Genomic DNA, 16949 nt, shown 5'->3' with positions numbered 1-16949 from the left:
TGAAATTGAGACAGCCCCGACTGCGCAGCCTCTGCGTAAAAAACCGGTACAAAGCGCTCGGCAACTCGGCCGGCCGACCGGGAGCGGCGCGGCGACGGGGTCCGTCGCCGCACCGCTCCTTGACGCATCTCAGAATGGGCGGGAAATGACACAGGCATGCCACAGGCGTGCGACGGCTGCGGCACGGCTCGCCGCGCCGTGGAGCCGCTGGCGGCCGATGGCCGTCCGGCCCTCAACGGGGCGGGTCACCCGTGGTGTTGCCCGGCTCCGGGTGGTCAGTTCCCCAGGTCCGCCAGCTGATCGAAGCCCGGGATCTCCCGAGGGCTGCGCGTCCCAGGACCGATGTACGTCGCCGACGGCCGCACCAGGCGGCCCGTCCGCTTCTGCTCCAGGATGTGCGCCGACCAGCCCGCCGTACGGGCACACGTGAACATCGACGTGAACATGTGCGCCGGGACCTCGGCGAAGTCCAGCATGATCGCCGCCCAGAACTCCACGTTCGTCGCCAGCACCCGGTCCGGGCGGCGCGCGTGCAGCTCCTCCAGCGCGGCCTTCTCCAGGGCCTGGGCCACCTCGAAGCGCGGTGCGCCCAGCTCCTCGGCCGTGCGCCGCAGCACGCGTGCGCGGGGGTCCTCGGCGCGGTAGACGCGGTGGCCGAAGCCCATCAGCCGCTCGCCCTTGTCCAGGGCCTTCTTCACGTACGCGGTGGCGTCCCCGGTCCGCTCGATCTCCTCGATCATGCCGAGGACGCGTGACGGGGCGCCGCCGTGCAGCGGGCCCGACATGGCCCCCACCGCGCCGGACAGCGCCGCGGCCACGTCGGCGCCGGTGGAGGCGATGACACGGGCGGTGAACGTGGAGGCGTTCATGCCGTGCTCGGCGGCGGACGTCCAGTAGGCATCCACGGCCTTCACATGGCGGGGGTCCGGCTCGCCGCGCCAGCGGATCATGAACCGCTCCACGACGGACTGCGCCTTGTCGATCTCGCTCTGCGGGACCATCGGCACCCCCTGCCCGCGCGCCGACTGGGCGACGTACGAGAGCGCCATGACGGCCGCCCGCGCCAGGTCGTTGCGCGCGGTCTCCTCGTCGATGTCCAGGAGGGGCTTCAGGCCCCAGACGGGGGCGAGCATCGCCAGCGCGGACTGCACGTCGACCCGGATGTCACCGGAGTGGATTGGGATCGGGAACGGCTCGGCCGGTGGCAGGCCGGGGTTGAACGCCCCGTCGACCAGCAGCCCCCAGACATTGCCGAACGACACATGGCCGACGAGATCCTCGATGTCGACCCCGCGGTAGCGGAGCGAACCGCCTTCCTTGTCGGGTTCGGCGATCTCCGTTTCGAACGCGACGACTCCTTCGAGTCCGGGTACGAAGTCGGACATCAGGCGGCTCCCTCGGATCGGCGGCTGCGGGCGGGCCGTGACGGGCCCGCATCACGATACTGGCGGGTTCCGACGTGACCGGGAAGCGTGACATCCGGCACAGCTCCCCGTTCTCCCCGGGATCTCTCCCGGATTCCCCCGGTTCTCTCCCGGATCATTCCCGGAACGACTGGCGGCCCTCCTCGCCGGGCAGACTCGGCGGCTGCGGCAGGATGAGCGTGTGTCCACCGCAGATTCCTCCTTCGATTCCACCACCGATCCGGCCGCGATGCGCGAGCAGTACCGTTCCGAGAGCTTCGCCGAGGACAGCCTGGCCGCCGATCCCATGCAGCAGTTCGCCCGCTGGTTCCGGCAGATCGCCGCAGGTGGGATGCTGCACGAGCCGAACGCCATGGTGGTGTCCACGGCGACGCCCGACGGCGCGCCGTCCTCCCGGACGGTGCTGCTGAAGATGTACGACGAGCGCGGCTTCGTCTTCTTCACCAACTACGAGTCCCGCAAGGGCCGGGAGCTGGCCGCCAACCCGCGCGTGTCGCTGCTCTTCCCCTGGCACCCGCTGGCCCGCCAGGTCATCGTCACCGGCACCGCGTCCCGCGTCGGCCGCGAGGAGACGGCCGCCTACTTCCGTACCCGCCCCCACGGCTCCCAGCTCGGCGCCTGGGCGAGCGCCCAGTCCTCGGTGATCGGCTCCCGCGAGGAGCTGGTCCGGCGCTACGAGGAGTTGTCGGACCGCTACCCGGAGGGCGAGCGGGTCCCGGCGCCCCCGCACTGGGGCGGCTTCCGGGTGGTCCCCGGCACGATCGAGTTCTGGCAGGGCCACGAGAACCGGCTGCACGACCGGCTGCGCTACGTACGCGAGGACGCGGACGGGGTGGACGGGGCCGCGTGGCGCGTCGAGCGGCTGTGTCCGTAGGACGCCCGGACACGCAGAAACCCGCAGGCTCTGGTCCCTCCTTGCGGAGGGGCCGGCCGGACTAACCGGCGAGCCTGCGGGTCGGTGACTGCTTGGGATTGGCCGGCGACCGGCCTTGCACTGCAAAGAGTGCGACGACGGGCGTCAGCCCGCAGTCACCTCACGAGTCCGAAAAGAAATCACTTCCGGAGCACCTCCCTTCATGTGTACCCACAGATTAGGAACCACCCCTGGGGCCGCACAACCGAATTATCGGTGGGGTTGATTTCGGTGAAGTCGCTGTGTGCTGGGTCACGTTCGAGTTCAATGGTCTGACGTGCAGTAATGCCGGACACGTCCTGCAGGGGGTACGGGGATGAGTGCTTCCAGGAGCAGCGGAACCACCGACGCTCTCGGGCCCGAGGAAGGCCCGGAGGGACGGCCCGCACCTGCGGCGGAAGCGGCGGACGGACCAGGGCCGATTCCCGGGTCCGAGCTGCTGGCGGCCCTGCTCGACGGAATGGACGCCGCGCTCTGCGCCTTCGACGCGGACGGCACCGTCACCCACTGGAACCGCGAGGCCGAGCGGATTCTCGGCTGGTCGGCGCAGGAGGCCGTCGGGCGGCCGGGGTTCGCCGGCTGGGCCGTGCGGCGGGCGGACGCGGGCGAGATCCAGGGGCGGCTGATGGCCGTCATGGACGGTCCCGGGCGGCAGGTCCACGAGTTCGCGCTGTTGCGCAAGGACGGCGGCCGGGTGCTGGTGCGGACCCAGTCGGCCGGGGTCCGCAGCGCCGACGGGAAGCCGGCCGGGGTGTACTGCGCGTTCGGCGAGGTCCACGCGCAGATCGATCTGGAGCGGGCCATCGCGCTCAGCGAGGCACTGTTCGAGGACGCGTCGTGGGGTGTGGTCCTCGTCGACGTGGACCTGCGGCCGACCGTCGTCAACGCCCACGCCGCCCGCGCGCTGGGCGGCGGCCGTACGGCGCTGCTGGGGCGGCCGCTGGGTGAGCTGATCGTGCAGGGCGTCGAGGACCTGGAGGGCGCCCTCCAGCACGTGCTGGCCGCCGGGGACCCGCCCGCCCCCGTCGAGCTGTGGGTGACGCTGCGGACGGCCGAGGGCAACCGGCGGCGCTGCTGGCGCAGCGGCTTCATGCGGCTGGCCTCGCCGCTCGCGGAGGAGCCGGTGCCGTTGGGCGTCGGCTGGCTGTTCCAGGACATAACCGAGGCGAAACTGGCCGCCCAGGACGCGGACCGGGTGCGCTTCCGGTCGAACCAGCTGCACCGGGCCTCGCGCTCGGCGGCCGAGTGCGACGACCCGATGGAGGCGGCGACCACGTCGCTGGACTACGCGCTCGCGGGCTTCGCCGACCACGCGCTGATCGACCTGGTGGTGGGGGAGCGGCTGGTCCGTGCCGCGGCGACGCCGTCCGACGCGCCGGGCCCGTGCCTGCCGGTGGCCGGTGGCGGCATCCCGCTGCGGTACGTACAGGGTCACCCGGCCCTTCAGGCGGTGGACCGCACGGGCTCGGTACGGGCCACGGCGGGGGCCGGGGCGGCCGGTGAGTGGGCGACCGGCCGGCAGTGGCCCGCCGACTCGGTGCACGCCCTGTGCGTGGTGCTGCGGAGCCGGGGCCGGACGCTGGGCGTGGTGACGTTCCTGCGCTCGGCCCACCGTGCGGCCTTCGAGCGCCCGGACGCGGTGTACGCGGAAAGCGTGGCGGACCGCGTCGCCGCCTCGGTGGACCTGCACCAGGCGGCGACGCGGTCGGACAACCCTTAGGGCCTCTCGTTTGGATCAGGCTCACCACCCGCGCGCGCCCAAGCGCGTCAGTGCCGGTAGAAGATCCGGTCCGCGTACTGCGACATCACGCGCCCGTTCCACTCATGGCCGCCGTCGACGTTCCCCGACCGCAGCAGCGGCGGCTCCACGCCCCGCTCCAGCAGCCGCTCCGCAGCGGCCGCCATCATCGCCTGCATCACCGCGCTGGTGACCACCGTGGACGCGGGTGCGAACGGCGCCTCGATGCCGTCCACGTTCAGCTCCGCGTCCCCGATCGCGATCTTGCTGTCCAGCACGATGTCGCAGTGGTCGCGCAGGAAGCCGCCCGAGCTGTGCCGGGACCGGGTGCCGTCCGCGTACGCGACCGAGGTGACGCCGATGACCTTCAGGCCCAGCGCACGCGCGTTCATCGCCATCTCCACGGGCAGCGCGTTGCGCCCGGACAGCGAGATGATCACCAGGACGTCGCCCGGCTTCGCGGGGCTGGAGTCGAGGACCGCTCCCGCGAGGCCGTCGACCCGCTCCAGGGCCGAGCCCAGGGTCGCCGGCATGACGTCCACCCCGAGCGTGCCGGGGACGGCCAGGACGTTCATCAGGGCGAGCCCGCCGGCGCGGTAGACGACGTCCTGGGCGGCGAGGGAGGAGTGCCCGGCGCCGAAGGCGAAGAGCCTGCCGCCTGCCTCAACGGTGTCCGCGATGGCCGCACCGGCTGCCGCGATGTTCCCGGACTCCTCGTCGCGCACCCGCTCCAGCAGGCCGATCGCTGCGTCGAAGAACTGACCGGCCAGCTTGCTTTCGCTCATCTGAGGAGGGCCTTTCCGGCGGGGTGGGGGTGACCAGGGGCGTCCGTACCGCCGATCACGTTGCGGTCTGGACCAGTGACATGTCAATACCGCACGGTGCCCGCGCGGTCACTCCGATGCGCCGCATCGGACCGACGAGGCACGGTTGTCGGTGCTATGCGTCAGAATTGGGTGAGGGCCAGCGCACGATTGCATCGAGGGGCACGAATGTCCGGACTGATCGACACAACGGAGATGTATCTCCGCACCATCCTCGAACTTGAAGAGGAAGGCGTGGTCCCCATGCGCGCCCGGATTGCGGAACGGCTGGACCAGAGCGGTCCGACGGTCAGCCAGACGGTGGCCCGCATGGAGCGCGACGGCCTGGTTCAGGTCGCGGGCGACCGCCATCTGGAGCTGACGGAGGAAGGGCGCCGGCTGGCGACCCGGGTGATGCGCAAGCACCGGCTCGCGGAGTGCCTGCTGGTCGACGTGATCGGCCTGGAGTGGGAGCAGGTCCACGCCGAGGCGTGTCGCTGGGAACACGTGATGAGCGAGGCCGTGGAGCGGCGGGTGCTGGAGCTGCTGCGCCACCCGACGGAGTCCCCGTACGGGAATCCGATCCCGGGCCTGGAGGAGCTGGGCGAGAAGGCCGAGGCCGATCCGTTCCTCGACGAGGGCATGGTGAGCCTCTCGGACCTCGACCCGGGCGCCGAGGGCAAGACCGTGGTGGTCCGCCGGATCGGTGAGCCGATCCAGACGGACGCCCAGCTGATGTACACGCTGCGACGGGCGGGCGTGCAGCCCGGTTCCGTGGTCAGCGTGACGGAGTCGCCCGGTGGCGTACTGGTCGGCAGCAGCGGGGAGGCCGCGGAGCTGGACTCCGAGGTGGCGTCGCACGTCTTCGTCGCCAAGCGCTGATTCACCACCGGGCGCCGAACGCCCGCCGGACGCAGCTTCGCCGCCGGGCACCCACGCGCCGTCCGGCGCCGGGTGTCCGGCGGCGGTCGTCCGGCTCCCGGGGTTCGGCACCGGTCGTTCGGCTCCGGACGTCCGGGTTCCCGGCGTTCGGGCTCCGGGCGTTCCGGTCCCGCGACCGGTTTTCCGTACGGAATTGCAGCGCTCGGACGGATCGCGTGCCAGGCTGTGGCTGAGGGATACCTGAGAGTGTCGGCCGCCTGGCCGCGCGGTCGGGGAGGGGAGCAGGGTATGCACCCGTCGTACGTGCGTGTCCGGCCTGCGCACCGGACGAGACGTGCGCCCACGCCCGCTTCCGGCCCCTGCCCGGGGCCCCGTGAACAGCGGATGGCCCCGGCGCCTCACGGCACCGGGGCCTGTCCTCCCCTGCTTCCGACCTGGAGCCCCGAGCTCTTCAGGTCGGTCCCTGCGGGCCCTCATCCCCGAGTGGCCCGCCTCCCGGAGAAGATCTCCCCTCAGCGGCCGACGTCAATCCTTGGTAGCGGTCACTCGTACGAGCGGTGTTGCGTGCCGGAACCCGGTTTTCGAATAAGAGTTCGATAGTCTGCTGGGACGCGACCACACGGTGATCGAGGGACCAGAAGGGGGTGCCAGAACTATGGTGCGGCGCATCGATGTGACCGGAACCGACGGCGTACGCCTCGCGGCCTGGGAGTTCGCCGATCCGCCCAAGGAGCGCGCGGAGACCGACCGCGCCCCCGGCGTCTTACTGCTCCACGGCCTGATGGGCCGGGCCTCGCACTGGGCCTCCACCACCCGCTGGCTCGCTGAGCGGCACCGCGCGGTCGGCCTCGACCAGCGGGGCCACGGCCGCAGCGAGAAGCCCGCGGAGGGCCTGTACACGCGCGACGCCTACGTCGCCGACGCCGAGGCCGCGATCGAACAGCTCGGCCTCGCCCCCGTGACCCTCGTCGGGCACTCCATGGGAGCGCTCACCGCTTGGCAGCTCGCCGCCAAGCGCCCCGATCTCGTCCGGGCACTGGTCATCTGCGACATGCGGGCCTCCGCACTCGGCGCGGCCTCGCAGCGGGAGTGGGAGGACTGGTTCAAGTCCTGGCCGGTGCCGTTCGCGACCCTGTCCGACGTGCGGAAGTGGTTCGGTGAGGACGACCCCTGGGTGGAGCGGCCCAACCCGTCGCGCGGTGAGTTCTTCGCCGAGGTGATGGCCGAGCGCGCCGACGGCTGGCGGCCCGTCTTCTCCCGCCGCCAGATGCTCCAGTCCCGCGCCACCTGGGTCTTCGAGGCGCACTGGGAGGAGCTGGCCCAGGTCGACTGCCCGACCCTGGTGCTCCGGGGGCTCGACGGCGAGCTGGGCCGGGCCGAGGCCCAGGAGATGGTCCGGGTGCTGCCGCGCGGGCAGTACGCGGAGGTGGCCGACGCCGGCCACCTCGTCCACTACGACCAGCCGGACGGCTGGCGGGCCGCGGTCGAACCCTTCCTGGAACAGCTGGCCGAGGACGACCGGGAGCCCGTTTCCCCGTAACCCGCAAGGGGAGCCCGGCGCCCCTTGCGGACCGAGGCTCACCCCTTGCTGACCGCCGCCAGGATCTCCGGCAGCCGGTTTGCCGTACGGGGCGCCGCCATCCGCAGCCCGGCCCAGGCGATCAGCGCCCCGTACACACCACCCGCCGGCAGCAGCACCCACAGCCACTCCTGCGCACCGGCGACACGCAGCCAGATCGTCGCGGCGATCACCGGCGAGCACAGCAGCGCGGCCGAGACCATGCCGCCGAAGATCGACATCCAGGCGAGCCCGGCCTGCCCCGGCGCCACGTTCTTGAACGCGCCGTCCTGCGGGATCGAGTACGGCAGGTTCGCCGAGGCCACCGCGCCCGTCGCCAGCATCGCGCCCAGCAGCGCGAACGACAGCCCCATGACCCCCGGCAGCTGCCCCCAGTCCCCGAGCAGCGCGCACGTCAGCACCGTCACCAGGACCGTGTAGGGAAGGGTGATCAACAGCAGCGCCAGCGAGCGCGCCCGCAGTTCCAGGTACGCGTCCCGGGTCGAGGAAATCGTCAGGGCCACCATCCAGAAGGCGGAGGTGTCCTGCCCGAACTGGTTGTACATCTGGATGCCGAGCATCCCCGCGGCGAAGCAGGCGAAGTAGACCGAGCCGGTGCCCTGGAGGGCGTTGAGCAGCGGCACGATCAGCCCGATGGCCAGTGCCGTCACCCACGCGGCCTTCGTCTTCGGGTCCCGGGCGACGTAGCGCAGGCTGCGCTGCATCACCGTGCCGGTGCGCCCCTCGGGGAACAGCGCCCAGACCCCGGAGCCGCGCGAGCCGGACTTCGTCCGGGCCGGCTCGGCGGCGGCCAGCGTCGAGCCGTCCGGCGCCGTCATCAGCTTCACCAGACTGCGCTGCCACAGCCACACCAGCAGGGCCAGCGCCGCCGCGGAGAGCAGCAGCTGGACGGCGGCCCGGCCGTAGGAGCCCTGGGACGCGGAGTGCACCGAGCCGATGGCCGAGGCGGGCGGCACCCAGCGCACCACCTCCGCCGCCGGGTCCAGCGCGGAGAGGCCCCCGGCTTGGCCGAGCCGCTGCGCACCGAAGTTGACGACCTGGATGCCCACCGCGATCACCAGTCCGCTGAGCACCGCCAGGTCGCGGCCCTTGCGGGAGGTCAGCAGCCGGCTGTTGGCCGTGGCGACGGCCCGTGCCAGCGCCACGCAGACCAGCAGGGTGAGCGGGGCGGCCAGGACCGCGAACACCACCGCGCCCGCCCCGTGGGCCAGCGCGATCACCGAACCGGCCGCCAGGCAGAGCGTGAACAGGGGCCCGATGCCGACCAGCGAGGCCGTCAGCAGCGCGGCGATCAGCGGCCTCGGCCGCAGCGGCAGCATCACGAGGCGGCTCGGGTCGAGGGTCTCGTCCCCGGCGGAGAAGAACAGCGGCATCACGGCCCAGCCGAGCGCCAGCACCGCGGCCAGCAGCACCACGAGCGATTCCGCGTGGGCGTTGCCGCGCAGCGCGATCAGCGCGATCAGCTGGCCGGCGGCGATCAGCAGGGTGACGACGACGGACGTGATGTACGCGGCCCGCCGCCCGGAGGACTGCCGCAGCCCGTTGCGCAGCAGCGTCAGCTTGAGCCGTACGAAGACGGGGATCAGGGCCGTGCCCTCGGTGCCGCCCGTCCGGGGCCCGGAACCCGCCGGAGTGTCGAGCACGCTCATCGGGCGCCGCCCAGCCAGTCCAGGGTGTCGCCGCCGTCGCGGCCGCCCGCCCCGACGAGTTCCAGGAACGCGTCCTGGAGGGAGGGCGCGTCGCCGCGCACCTGCGCCAGGGTGCCCTGGGACCGGATGGTGCCGGCCGCCATGACGGCCACCCAGTCGCAGAGCGACTCGACGAGCTCCATCACGTGGCTGGAGAAGATGACGGTCGCCCCGGAGCGGGTGTAGCGCTCAAGGACGCCGCGGATGGTCTGCGCCGACACCGGGTCGACGCCCTCGAACGGCTCGTCCAGGAAGAGCACTTCGGGGTTGTGCAGCAGCGCCGCGGCGAGCCCGATCTTCTTCCGCATGCCGGTCGAGTAGTCGACGACCAGCTTGTGCTGGGCGCCCGACAGATCCAGTACGTCCAGCAGCTGGGTGGCCCGGCTGTCCGTCTCGGGCCCCGGCAGTCCGCGCAACCGGCCGGTGTAGCCGAGCAGTTCGCGTCCCGAGAGGCGTTCGAAGAGCCGCAGGCCCTCGGGCAGCACCCCGATCCGGGACTTCACCTCGACCGGATCGCGCCAGACGTCCCGCCCGCCGACCTCGATCCGGCCCATGTCGGGGCGGAGCAGGCCGGTGACCATCGACAGGGTGGTGGTCTTGCCCGCGCCGTTGGGCCCCACCAGACCGATGAACTTCCCGGCGGGCAGCTCCAGATCGATTCCGGCCACCGCCGTCTGCTCGCCGAACCGTTTCCAGAGCCCCTCCACGCGCACCGCGGGTGGTGTCACCCGCGAGGTGTCCGCTTCGGCCGCCTGCTCTGTCCTGTCGGTCTCGTGCCGCTCCGGCATGGTGCACGCCCTTCGAAGTCCCCGTGTGTGGGGGCCACCCTACGAAAGGCGGGTCCGTGCGTCAGCCGCTTCCCGGCCGCAGGCGTACGCGAGCGGGCTGATCAGCTCCTCCACCTCGGGCAGCCAGCGGTTGGCGGTGGTGGGGCGGCGGACCCACTGCACCACGCCGCTGCCGCCGACCCGGGTCGGCGGGGCCGTCACGTACTGGCCCTCGCCACAGCCGCGCAGTTCGATCGCGGCGGCGCTCCAGCCCAGCCGCCGCACCAGCGCGTCGGCCTTGGCGGCGGCGCCCGGCAGGACGAAGAACCGCATCCGCCGGTCGGGGCAGCGGGTGACCGGGCCGAGCGGCAGGCTCAGGCGCTCCATCCGGGCGAGAGCCAGGAATCCGGCCGACTCCGGTACGTCGATCGCGTCGAAGGCGCGGCCGGTCGGCAACAGGATGGACGCCCTCGGCTGGCGCTCCCACATCCGGCGGGCCGCCGCGCCGCTGCCGGTGGCCAGACCCGCCCAGTCGGCCCGGGTGGGGTGCGCGCCGGGAACCGCGCACCGGCTCTCGCCGCACGAGCACCGTTCCGCCCCCTCGGCCGGCTCCAGCCAGGTGCCGGGGCACACGTCCCAGTGCCGCTCCTCCGCGTACCGCACGGCGGCGTCGAGCAGCGGCTCGGCACGCTGCTGGGGGACCTGCGCGGCTTCCATGACTCCGATGGGATCTTCCACGCACAGCACAACTCCCGCCATCACCTGGGGTTACGGGCGTGGCCTGCGCTGTTGGGGGCCGGCCACGACGGGCACCGGCTCCCGCACACGGGGCGCATCGATGCATGTGCGGGGGCGCGCGGTAGGCGTCACGGCGAAGGACGGGTAACCAGATACGGGAATTCCGGCACAGTTCGTCTCGCATCTTAGAGCGCTTGCTGTGACGAAAGATGCAAGACGTCGTGAAAGTGACCAACACGATGAATCGCCGCATTTCTCAGGCACATGTCGGGCAGTGATCCCGCAACGATCACTGCGGCCTCAGGGGGATAAACATGGCAGCCAGGCCTCTCGTCGCACGCCAGCCGAACGAACGGCTGCAGGCGCTCATTCAGGAAGCCGGATGTTCCAACGCGGGCCTGGCCCGCCGCGTCAACATGGTCGGTGCCGAACGCGGGCTCGACCTCCGGTACGACAAGACCTCGGTGGCCCGCTGGCTGCGCGGACAGCAGCCACGCGGCAGGGCGCCGGGGATCATCGCCGAGGCGCTCGGCCGCAAGCTCGGCCGTACCGTCACGATCGACGAGATCGGGATGGCCAACGGCAAGAACCTCGCCTCCGGTGTCGGGCTGCAGTTCGCCCCCACGGTGATCGGGGCGATCGAGCAGGTCTGCGAGCTGTGGCGCAGCGACGTCGGCCGCCGCGACTTCCTCACCGGCTCGGCGGTGGCCTCTTCGGCGCTGGTCGAACCCAGCCGGGACTGGCTGATCAGCGGCGCCGACCCACAGGTCGCACGGGCCGCCGGGGCCCGGGTCGGGATGCCGGACGTGGAGGCGGTGCGGGCGATGACGGCCGCGCTGGTCGACCTCGACCACCGGTTCGGCAGCGGACATGTGCGGCCGGTCCTGGTGCACTACCTCAACAGCGTTGTCTCCGGGCTGCTTTCGGGCGCGTACCGCGAATCGACCGGTCGGCAGCTGTTCGCGGCGGTCGCGCGGCTCACCGAACTGGCCGGGTACATGGCCATCGACACGGGCCAGCCGGGCCTCGCCCAGCGCTACTACATCCAGGCGCTGCGCCTGGCCCAGGCGGCCGGCGACCGCGCCTACGGCGGCTATGTGCTGGCCGCCTCGATGAGCCATCTCGCGGCCCAGCTCGGCAATCCGCGCGAGATCGCCCAACTGGCCAGGGCCGCGCAGGAGGGTGCGCGCGGCCGGGTCACACCGAGGGCGGAGGCGATGTTCTACGCAGCCGAGGCGCGCGGCCACGCCCTCCTCGGGGACGCCGGGACCTGCCAGTCGGTCGCGGGGCTCGCGCAGGCGGCCCTGGACCGCGCCGACCCGGACAGCGGTGACGACCCGGACTGGATCGCCCACTTCGACCACGCCTACCTGGCCGACGAACTGGCGCACTGCCACCGGGATCTCGGCCAGGCGGAGGCGGCCGCGCGCCGGGCGAAGGAGTCCCTGGACGGCCACCCGGAGTCGAGGGCCCGCCGCCGGGGCATCGGCCTGGCGCTGCTGGCCACGGCGCAGGTGCAGATGCGCGAGGTGGAGCAGGCCTGCCACACCGGGACGCGCGCGATGGAGCTGCTGGGCTCGGTGCGCTCCAGCCGGGGCGCGGAGTACCTGGAGGACCTCCAGCAGCGGCTGGTGCCGTACGGGGACGAGCCCGCGGTACGGGAGTTCGGGGCCCGGCTGGAGCTTCAGGCGGCGTGATCGGGAGGGTGCGGCCGGGGCCCTGCGGGGTGGTCCGGCCCGGCCCGCCCCTTAACTGCGTCTTAAGGCCGCTGAGTGTTACAGCCGGTGTGAAGGGGTGGTGAGTGACCTCACGCGCTTGGCGAACGGCGGCTGCCACCCGGTAGCGTGAGCCGACGATTCCATAGGTACACACGTAGGAGTCCCGGTGACACAGAGCGGACAGGGCGACGAGCAGCAGCCCCCTGCTGTACGACCCGCGCACGAGGGTGTCGTGCTGCCCGCGGGTGGCGGCGAGCCCTGGACGCCGGGTGCGCCCGCGGACCAGTCGGCCCCGGCGGAAGGCCGGCCGTGGGGCCAGCCCTGGGGGCCGCAGGCGCCGCACCAGGACGCCGCGTCGCAGGGCCGGTACGGGCAGCAGGACGGCCAGGCGCCCGCGTACGGGCAGCAGCACGGGCAGTACGGCCAGGGGCAGCAGCAGCCTCCGGCGTACGGCCAGGGGCAGCAGCAGGGCCAGTACGACCAGGGGCAGCAGGGCCACCAGGGGCAGTACGGCCAGGGACAGCATCAGGCGCCGGCTTACGGCGGGCCGCAGCAGCAGCAGCAGCCGCCCGCCCAGCCGCAGTCCCCGTACGCCCAGCCGCTGCCGCCCGAGGCGGTGCCCGGCATGGGCATGGGCGGGGACGCGGACGCCACGCAGTACATCGCGCCGGTGTCCCCGGGCCCCGCGCGCGGCGGGCTGCCGCCGGAGAACCCCGCGGAGTCGACCCAGTACCTGGGGCAGCAGGGCCAGGGCCGGCAGGGGTACCAGCAGCCGCAGCAGGGCGGCCAGGACTCCGACGCGACCCAGTACATACCCCCGGTGCCCGGCGGCGCCCCGTACGGAATCAGGCCCGGTACGCCCGGTGAGCGCCCGCCGCCCGCCGAGTTCGACAACCTCTTCCGCAGCGACGAGCCCGCGGGCGCCACGCAGCAGATGCCCCGGTTCGACCCCGCGCAGCAGCAGCCCCCGCAGTACCAGGGCCCCCCGCAGCCCCAGCAGTCCTACCAGCAGCCGCCCCCGTACAGCGGTCCCGAGGACGGGCTGCCGGGCGACGGGCGCGAGGAGCGGCGCAAGCGGCCCGCGCACGTCCCGCTGATCGCCGCGGTCGTCGTCGGCTGCGCCGTGATCGGACTCGGCGCCGGTGCGCTGCTGAGCGGTGGCGACGACGACGACAAGGACAGCAAGCAGCCGGTGGCCTCGGCGAGTTCACCCGTCGCCCAGCCCTCCACCAAGGCCGCGGCCGACCCGGCGAAGCCGCAGGCCGAGGCGCTGGACAAGCTGCTCGCCGACAGCAACAACAGCCGGGCCGCGGTCATCGGCGCGGTGGAGAAGACCAAGACCTGCACCAACCTCGACAAGGCCGTGTCGGACCTGAAGGGCGCCGCTCAGCAGCGCCGCGACCTGGTCACCCGGCTCAAGGGACTGTCGGTCGGCAAGCTGCCGGCCAACGGTGACCTGACCACCTCGCTCACCAAGGCCTGGCAGGCGTCCGCGGCCGCCGACGACCACTACGCCGCCTGGGCCGCGCAGGCCAAGAGCAAGAAGGTCTGCAAGCACGGCAAGGCCCGGACGACCTCGCAGACGCAGGCGGCCAACGTGCAGAGCGGCGAGGCGAGCAAGGCCAAGCGCGAGGCGTCCAAGCTGTGGAACACCATCGCGAAGAAGTACGGCCTGACCGAGCGCGAGGCCACCGCGCTCTGACGTGGCGGGCGGGGCCGGGCGGACGAACCGCCCGCCCCGGGGCGCGGGGCGGACTCAGCCGGTGGCGCTCGCGTCCGACAGGGTCTTCGTCACGTCCACGAAGCCCTTCTTCTCGGCGACCAGCTTGCCGTCCCGCACGACCTGGAACGTCACCTTGCTGTTCACGATGCGTGGGTACGCGTCCGAGCCGATCATGTCCTCGTAGCGCCAGCGCAGTTCGGGGGTGAGACCGCCGGTGTCGACCCGGATGCCCTTGTTCAGTGCCTTGGTGACCTTGCCCGAGGTGATCGCCGGCTCGTTCAGGGACTCGACGATCGACTTCAGGGCGGTGTAGGCGATCCAGGTGGTCTGCACGCCCGTGTCGTCCGGGTCGATGCGGTTGTCGCCGAAGGCGTGCTCGCGGATCACCTGCCGCATCCCGTTCCAGCGGGCGTCGCCCATGTCCGGGTACCAGCCGGTGACGTACGCGCCCTCGAACGGACTGTCGCGGCCGCCGGTGCGGTCGATGAGCGGCTGGCCCACGCTGCCGAGCACCGAGGAGATGCTGACCTTCGCGGCCGTCGCGGCCGTCGGCGCCAGCCGCCGGAAGGAGTCGAAGAAGGTCTCCGTGCGGTCGCCCAGCACGGCCGTCACACACCCGCCTGCCGCGCCCGCCCCGGCCAGCGCCCGGCCGGCCGTGTCGTCGTACGAAGTGGCCGTCTCCGCCGCCCGGATGTCGAGGGGTGCGGGCCGACGGGCCTCGGTGAGGCCGGTCCGCAGGAGCCACGACTGTCCGTCGCCGCCCAGCGTGTCCGGCCGTACCAGTGAGACCCGCTCGCAACCCCGGGCCAGCTGCTTGGCGTTACCCGCCAGCAGCGCGGACTGGCCGCCGGTCACCGGGTAGGACATGTAGCTGCGGAACTCCTCCTCGGAGGCGCCGTAGCCCCCTATGTAGGGAATCCCGGCCACTTCGAGCGGTGCCATGAACGCCCGCCCGTACCGGCTGTACGAGCCGACGACCGCGACCGCCTTCTCCTTGACGGCCAGGCGGGCGCACCTGCCCGCGCCGACCGAGGTGTCCTGCTCGTCGCAGGTGACGACGCGCAGCTCGTGCCCGTCGATCCCACCGCCGGCGTTGATCCAGCGCGCGTACGTCTGCGCCATGGCCGTCATGCCCGCCATGTTGGCGCTGTCCGGCCCCGAGGTGCCGCTGGGCGCCCAGGTGACGACGGTGACGGGCTCCCTGGAGTCCCCCGAGGCCCCAGGGAGCACACCGCAGCCGGTCAGCAGCAGGGCCCCTGCCGCCACTGCGCCGATGAACGGCCTGGAGGGGCGGGGAAGGATGGGGCGCTGCCGTCCGGTCATGGCCCCAGACCTTTCCCGGCTCCGGGTAACGCCGCAGTGTGGTCCGTTCAACGCTCGGTGACATCCGGGTGAATTGCAGGGGGCCGCACAGGGTGCCGCAAAGGGAACGTACGATCGACAGCTGTGCAGCAAGGTTCCGAGAACACTTCCCGTCGCGGCCGTCGCTCCTCCACCATGGGCGGCATGCCGCTCAACGACATTCCGTGGTGGCGCTGGCGCAGCAACGTGCGCTCGGCGCTGCACATGCTCTCCGACCCCGTCTTCCACCACGAGTGCTGGCTGGCCGGCCGGGAGGGGTACGGCGACGTCACCGACGCCGTGTACCGCCTGGTCGAGGACACCTGGCTCGACAACTGGTCCGCCGAGAAGTACGTCGGCACGGTCTTCCGGGACTCCGGCGAGGCCGCCCTCGTGGACGTCGCCGTGCTGCGGGTGCTGCGCATCATGCACCAGGTCGGCGCGGACGCCCCCGTCTCCGCCTACCTGGAGCACCACGGCTGGCCGGAGGCCGTCAGGGCCGCCCGCGAGGCCCACGTGCTGCTCGCCTCGAACGACGGCGAGGACCCGGACGTGCCGCCGCGCTCGCTGGACGTGCTCCGCATCATGACCAGAACGGCCTGAGATCCGGGCGGTGTGGCACCCTACGGGGATGACCGCGCCGCAGCCCGCCGAAACCGTCTCCTCCGCTGCCCCGGACGCCGCGTCCGAGCAGTACGTCCTCACGCTCTCCTGCCCCGACAAACAGGGCATCGTGCACGCCGTGTCGAGCTATCTCTTCATGACCGGCTGCAACATCGAGGACAGCCAGCAGTTCGGGGACCACGACACGGGTCTGTTCTTCATGCGCGTCCACTTCTCGGCGGACAGCCCGGCGGTGACCCCGGAGAAGCTGCGGGCGAGCTTCGCCGCGATCGGTGACTCCTTCCGGATGGAGTGGCAGATCCACCGGTCCTCGGACCGGATGCGGGTCGTGCTCATGGTCAGCAAGTTCGGCCACTGCCTGAACGACCTGCTGTTCCGCTCCCGGACCGGGGCGCTGCCGGTCGAGATCGCCGCGGTCGTCTCCAACCACACGGACTTCGCCGAGCTCGTCGCCTCCTACGACGTCCCCTTCCGGCACATCCCGGTGACCAGGGACAACAAGGCAGAGGCCGAGGCGCGGCTGCTGGAGCTGGTCCGCGAGCAGGACGTGGAACTGGTCGTGCTGGCCCGCTACATGCAGGTCCTCTCGGACGACCTCTGCAAGCAGCTGAGCGGCCGGATCATAAACATCCACCACTCCTTCCTGCCGAGCTTCAAGGGCGCGAAGCCGTACCACCAGGCGCACGCCCGAGGCGTGAAGCTCATCGGCGCCACCGCGCACTACGTGACGGCCGACCTCGACGAGGGGCCGATCATCGAGCAGGAGGTCGAGCGGGTGGGCCACGGCGTCACCCCGGACCAGCTGGTCGCCATCGGGCGCGATGTGGAGTGCCGGGCGCTGGCGCGCGCGGTGAAGTGGCACGCGGAGCACCGCATCCTGCTGAACGGGCGCCGCACGGTGGTCTTCCCCTAGGGGCAATGCCGTTCGGTTAGGGGTTCGATCGGCAGTGCAACTTTCGGCGTTTCGGCTGGTGATATGGGTGCAGCCCTTGTAGTGGTTCTCGGGTCCGC

At 72.1% G+C, this 16949-nt stretch carries 14 protein-coding genes; 8 read left to right on the top strand and 6 right to left on the bottom strand.

All coding sequences use genetic code 11. The features are described from left to right. Positions 1–275: 275 nt before the first annotated feature. Positions 276–1385 carry a citrate synthase 2 gene (locus ACGFU6_RS31960; RefSeq protein WP_393616030.1) on the bottom strand — a complete coding sequence of 370 codons (1110 nt, stop codon included), beginning with the start codon at positions 1383–1385 and terminating at the stop codon, positions 276–278. 268 nt (positions 1386–1653) lie between these two features. Here ACGFU6_RS31960 and pdxH point away from each other — a divergent pair, with 268 nt between their 5' ends. Both pdxH and ACGFU6_RS31950 read left to right on the top strand, forming a co-directional pair. After that, on the top strand, positions 1654–2298 hold the full coding sequence (gene pdxH / locus ACGFU6_RS31955) for a pyridoxamine 5'-phosphate oxidase (RefSeq protein ID WP_393616139.1): 645 nt from the start codon (positions 1654–1656) through the stop codon (positions 2296–2298). 355 nt (positions 2299–2653) lie between these two features. Continuing rightward, positions 2654–4057, top strand: coding sequence for a PAS domain-containing protein (locus ACGFU6_RS31950; protein WP_393616029.1), 1404 nt, complete (start codon positions 2654–2656; stop codon positions 4055–4057). A 47-nt stretch (positions 4058–4104) separates the two neighbouring features. On the opposite strand, the gene ACGFU6_RS31945 is transcribed toward ACGFU6_RS31950, so the two are convergent. Beyond that, the gene (locus ACGFU6_RS31945; RefSeq protein ID WP_393616027.1) at positions 4105–4860 is read right to left on the bottom strand and encodes an SIS domain-containing protein; all 756 of its coding nucleotides are present in this window, start codon (positions 4858–4860) and stop codon (positions 4105–4107) included. Between the two features lie 207 nt (positions 4861–5067). Here ACGFU6_RS31945 and ACGFU6_RS31940 point away from each other — a divergent pair, with 207 nt between their 5' ends. Then, positions 5068–5760 (top strand): metal-dependent transcriptional regulator, encoded by a 693-nt coding sequence (locus ACGFU6_RS31940; RefSeq protein ID WP_123524341.1) that lies wholly within the window; start codon positions 5068–5070, stop codon positions 5758–5760. 655 nt (positions 5761–6415) lie between these two features. Further along, complete coding sequence (locus tag ACGFU6_RS31935; protein ID WP_393616025.1) at positions 6416–7300, top strand: alpha/beta fold hydrolase; 885 nt, start codon at positions 6416–6418, stop codon at positions 7298–7300. 38 nt (positions 7301–7338) lie between these two features. Here the strand turns inward: ACGFU6_RS31935 and ACGFU6_RS31930 are convergent, their stop codons facing one another. The 3 genes from ACGFU6_RS31930 to ACGFU6_RS31920 are packed head-to-tail and all read right to left on the bottom strand — an operon-like array spanning position 7339 to position 10511. Continuing rightward, the gene (locus tag ACGFU6_RS31930) at positions 7339–8988 is read right to left on the bottom strand and encodes a transporter (RefSeq protein WP_393616023.1); all 1650 of its coding nucleotides are present in this window, start codon (positions 8986–8988) and stop codon (positions 7339–7341) included. Then, a complete protein-coding gene (locus ACGFU6_RS31925) occupies positions 8985–9815 on the bottom strand; it encodes an ABC transporter ATP-binding protein (protein WP_393616021.1) in 831 nt (276 codons plus the stop codon). Before ACGFU6_RS31925 ends, ACGFU6_RS31930 begins: the two co-directional genes overlap by 4 nt. A gap of 39 nt (positions 9816–9854) precedes the next feature. Then, positions 9855–10511, bottom strand: a complete 657-nt coding sequence (locus ACGFU6_RS31920) for a bifunctional DNA primase/polymerase (RefSeq protein WP_393616019.1) — start codon at positions 10509–10511, stop codon at positions 9855–9857. Positions 10512–10846: 335 nt separating this feature from the next. Between ACGFU6_RS31920 and ACGFU6_RS31915 the strand changes: the two genes are divergently transcribed. Together ACGFU6_RS31915 and ACGFU6_RS31910 are read left to right on the top strand one after the other, a co-directional pair. Continuing rightward, entirely contained in the window at positions 10847–12229 is a 1383-nt protein-coding gene (locus ACGFU6_RS31915; protein ID WP_393616017.1) for a transcriptional regulator, read from the top strand. A gap of 187 nt (positions 12230–12416) precedes the next feature. Continuing rightward, entirely contained in the window at positions 12417–13952 is a 1536-nt protein-coding gene (locus ACGFU6_RS31910) for a hypothetical protein (RefSeq protein ID WP_393616015.1), read from the top strand. Positions 13953–14006: 54 nt separating this feature from the next. Here the strand turns inward: ACGFU6_RS31910 and ACGFU6_RS31905 are convergent, their stop codons facing one another. Then, the gene (locus tag ACGFU6_RS31905; protein ID WP_393616013.1) at positions 14007–15296 is read right to left on the bottom strand and encodes an ABC transporter substrate-binding protein; all 1290 of its coding nucleotides are present in this window, start codon (positions 15294–15296) and stop codon (positions 14007–14009) included. 174 nt (positions 15297–15470) lie between these two features. Between ACGFU6_RS31905 and ACGFU6_RS31900 the strand changes: the two genes are divergently transcribed. Together ACGFU6_RS31900 and purU are read left to right on the top strand one after the other, a co-directional pair. After that, positions 15471–15917, top strand: coding sequence for a hypothetical protein (locus ACGFU6_RS31900; RefSeq protein ID WP_024494606.1), 447 nt, complete (start codon positions 15471–15473; stop codon positions 15915–15917). 28 nt (positions 15918–15945) lie between these two features. Next, entirely contained in the window at positions 15946–16851 is a 906-nt protein-coding gene (purU, locus tag ACGFU6_RS31895) for a formyltetrahydrofolate deformylase (protein WP_393616011.1), read from the top strand. Positions 16852–16949: the final 98 nt, after the last annotated feature.

The sequence above is a fragment of the Streptomyces sp. NPDC048462 genome (assembly GCF_043200175.1).
Taxonomy (GTDB): Bacteria; Actinomycetota; Actinomycetes; order Streptomycetales; family Streptomycetaceae; genus Streptomyces.
Note: the sequence above shows the minus strand (reverse complement) of the source record. Positions and strands in the feature narration are given on the sequence as shown.

Bases quoted from the DNA above. Each gene is read 5' to 3' on its own strand.
- ACGFU6_RS31945 (WP_393616027.1), bottom strand. From the start codon at position 4,860: ATGAGCGAAAGCAAGCTGGCCGGTCAGTTCTTCGACGCAGCGATCGGC.
- pdxH (WP_393616139.1), top strand. From the start codon at position 1,654: ATGCGCGAGCAGTACCGTTCCGAGAGCTTCGCCGAGGACAGCCTGGCC.
- ACGFU6_RS31925 (WP_393616021.1), bottom strand. From the start codon at position 9,815: ATGCCGGAGCGGCACGAGACCGACAGGACAGAGCAGGCGGCCGAAGCG.
- ACGFU6_RS31930 (WP_393616023.1), bottom strand. From the start codon at position 8,988: ATGAGCGTGCTCGACACTCCGGCGGGTTCCGGGCCCCGGACGGGCGGC.
- ACGFU6_RS31905 (WP_393616013.1), bottom strand. From the start codon at position 15,296: ATGACCGGACGGCAGCGCCCCATCCTTCCCCGCCCCTCCAGGCCGTTC.
- purU (WP_393616011.1), top strand. From the start codon at position 15,946: ATGACCGCGCCGCAGCCCGCCGAAACCGTCTCCTCCGCTGCCCCGGAC.
- ACGFU6_RS31900 (WP_024494606.1), top strand. From the start codon at position 15,471: ATGGGCGGCATGCCGCTCAACGACATTCCGTGGTGGCGCTGGCGCAGC.
- ACGFU6_RS31915 (WP_393616017.1), top strand. From the start codon at position 10,847: ATGGCAGCCAGGCCTCTCGTCGCACGCCAGCCGAACGAACGGCTGCAG.
- ACGFU6_RS31950 (WP_393616029.1), top strand. From the start codon at position 2,654: ATGAGTGCTTCCAGGAGCAGCGGAACCACCGACGCTCTCGGGCCCGAG.
- ACGFU6_RS31960 (WP_393616030.1), bottom strand. From the start codon at position 1,385: ATGTCCGACTTCGTACCCGGACTCGAAGGAGTCGTCGCGTTCGAAACG.
- ACGFU6_RS31940 (WP_123524341.1), top strand. From the start codon at position 5,068: ATGTCCGGACTGATCGACACAACGGAGATGTATCTCCGCACCATCCTC.
- ACGFU6_RS31920 (WP_393616019.1), bottom strand. From the start codon at position 10,511: ATGGAAGCCGCGCAGGTCCCCCAGCAGCGTGCCGAGCCGCTGCTCGAC.
- ACGFU6_RS31935 (WP_393616025.1), top strand. From the start codon at position 6,416: ATGGTGCGGCGCATCGATGTGACCGGAACCGACGGCGTACGCCTCGCG.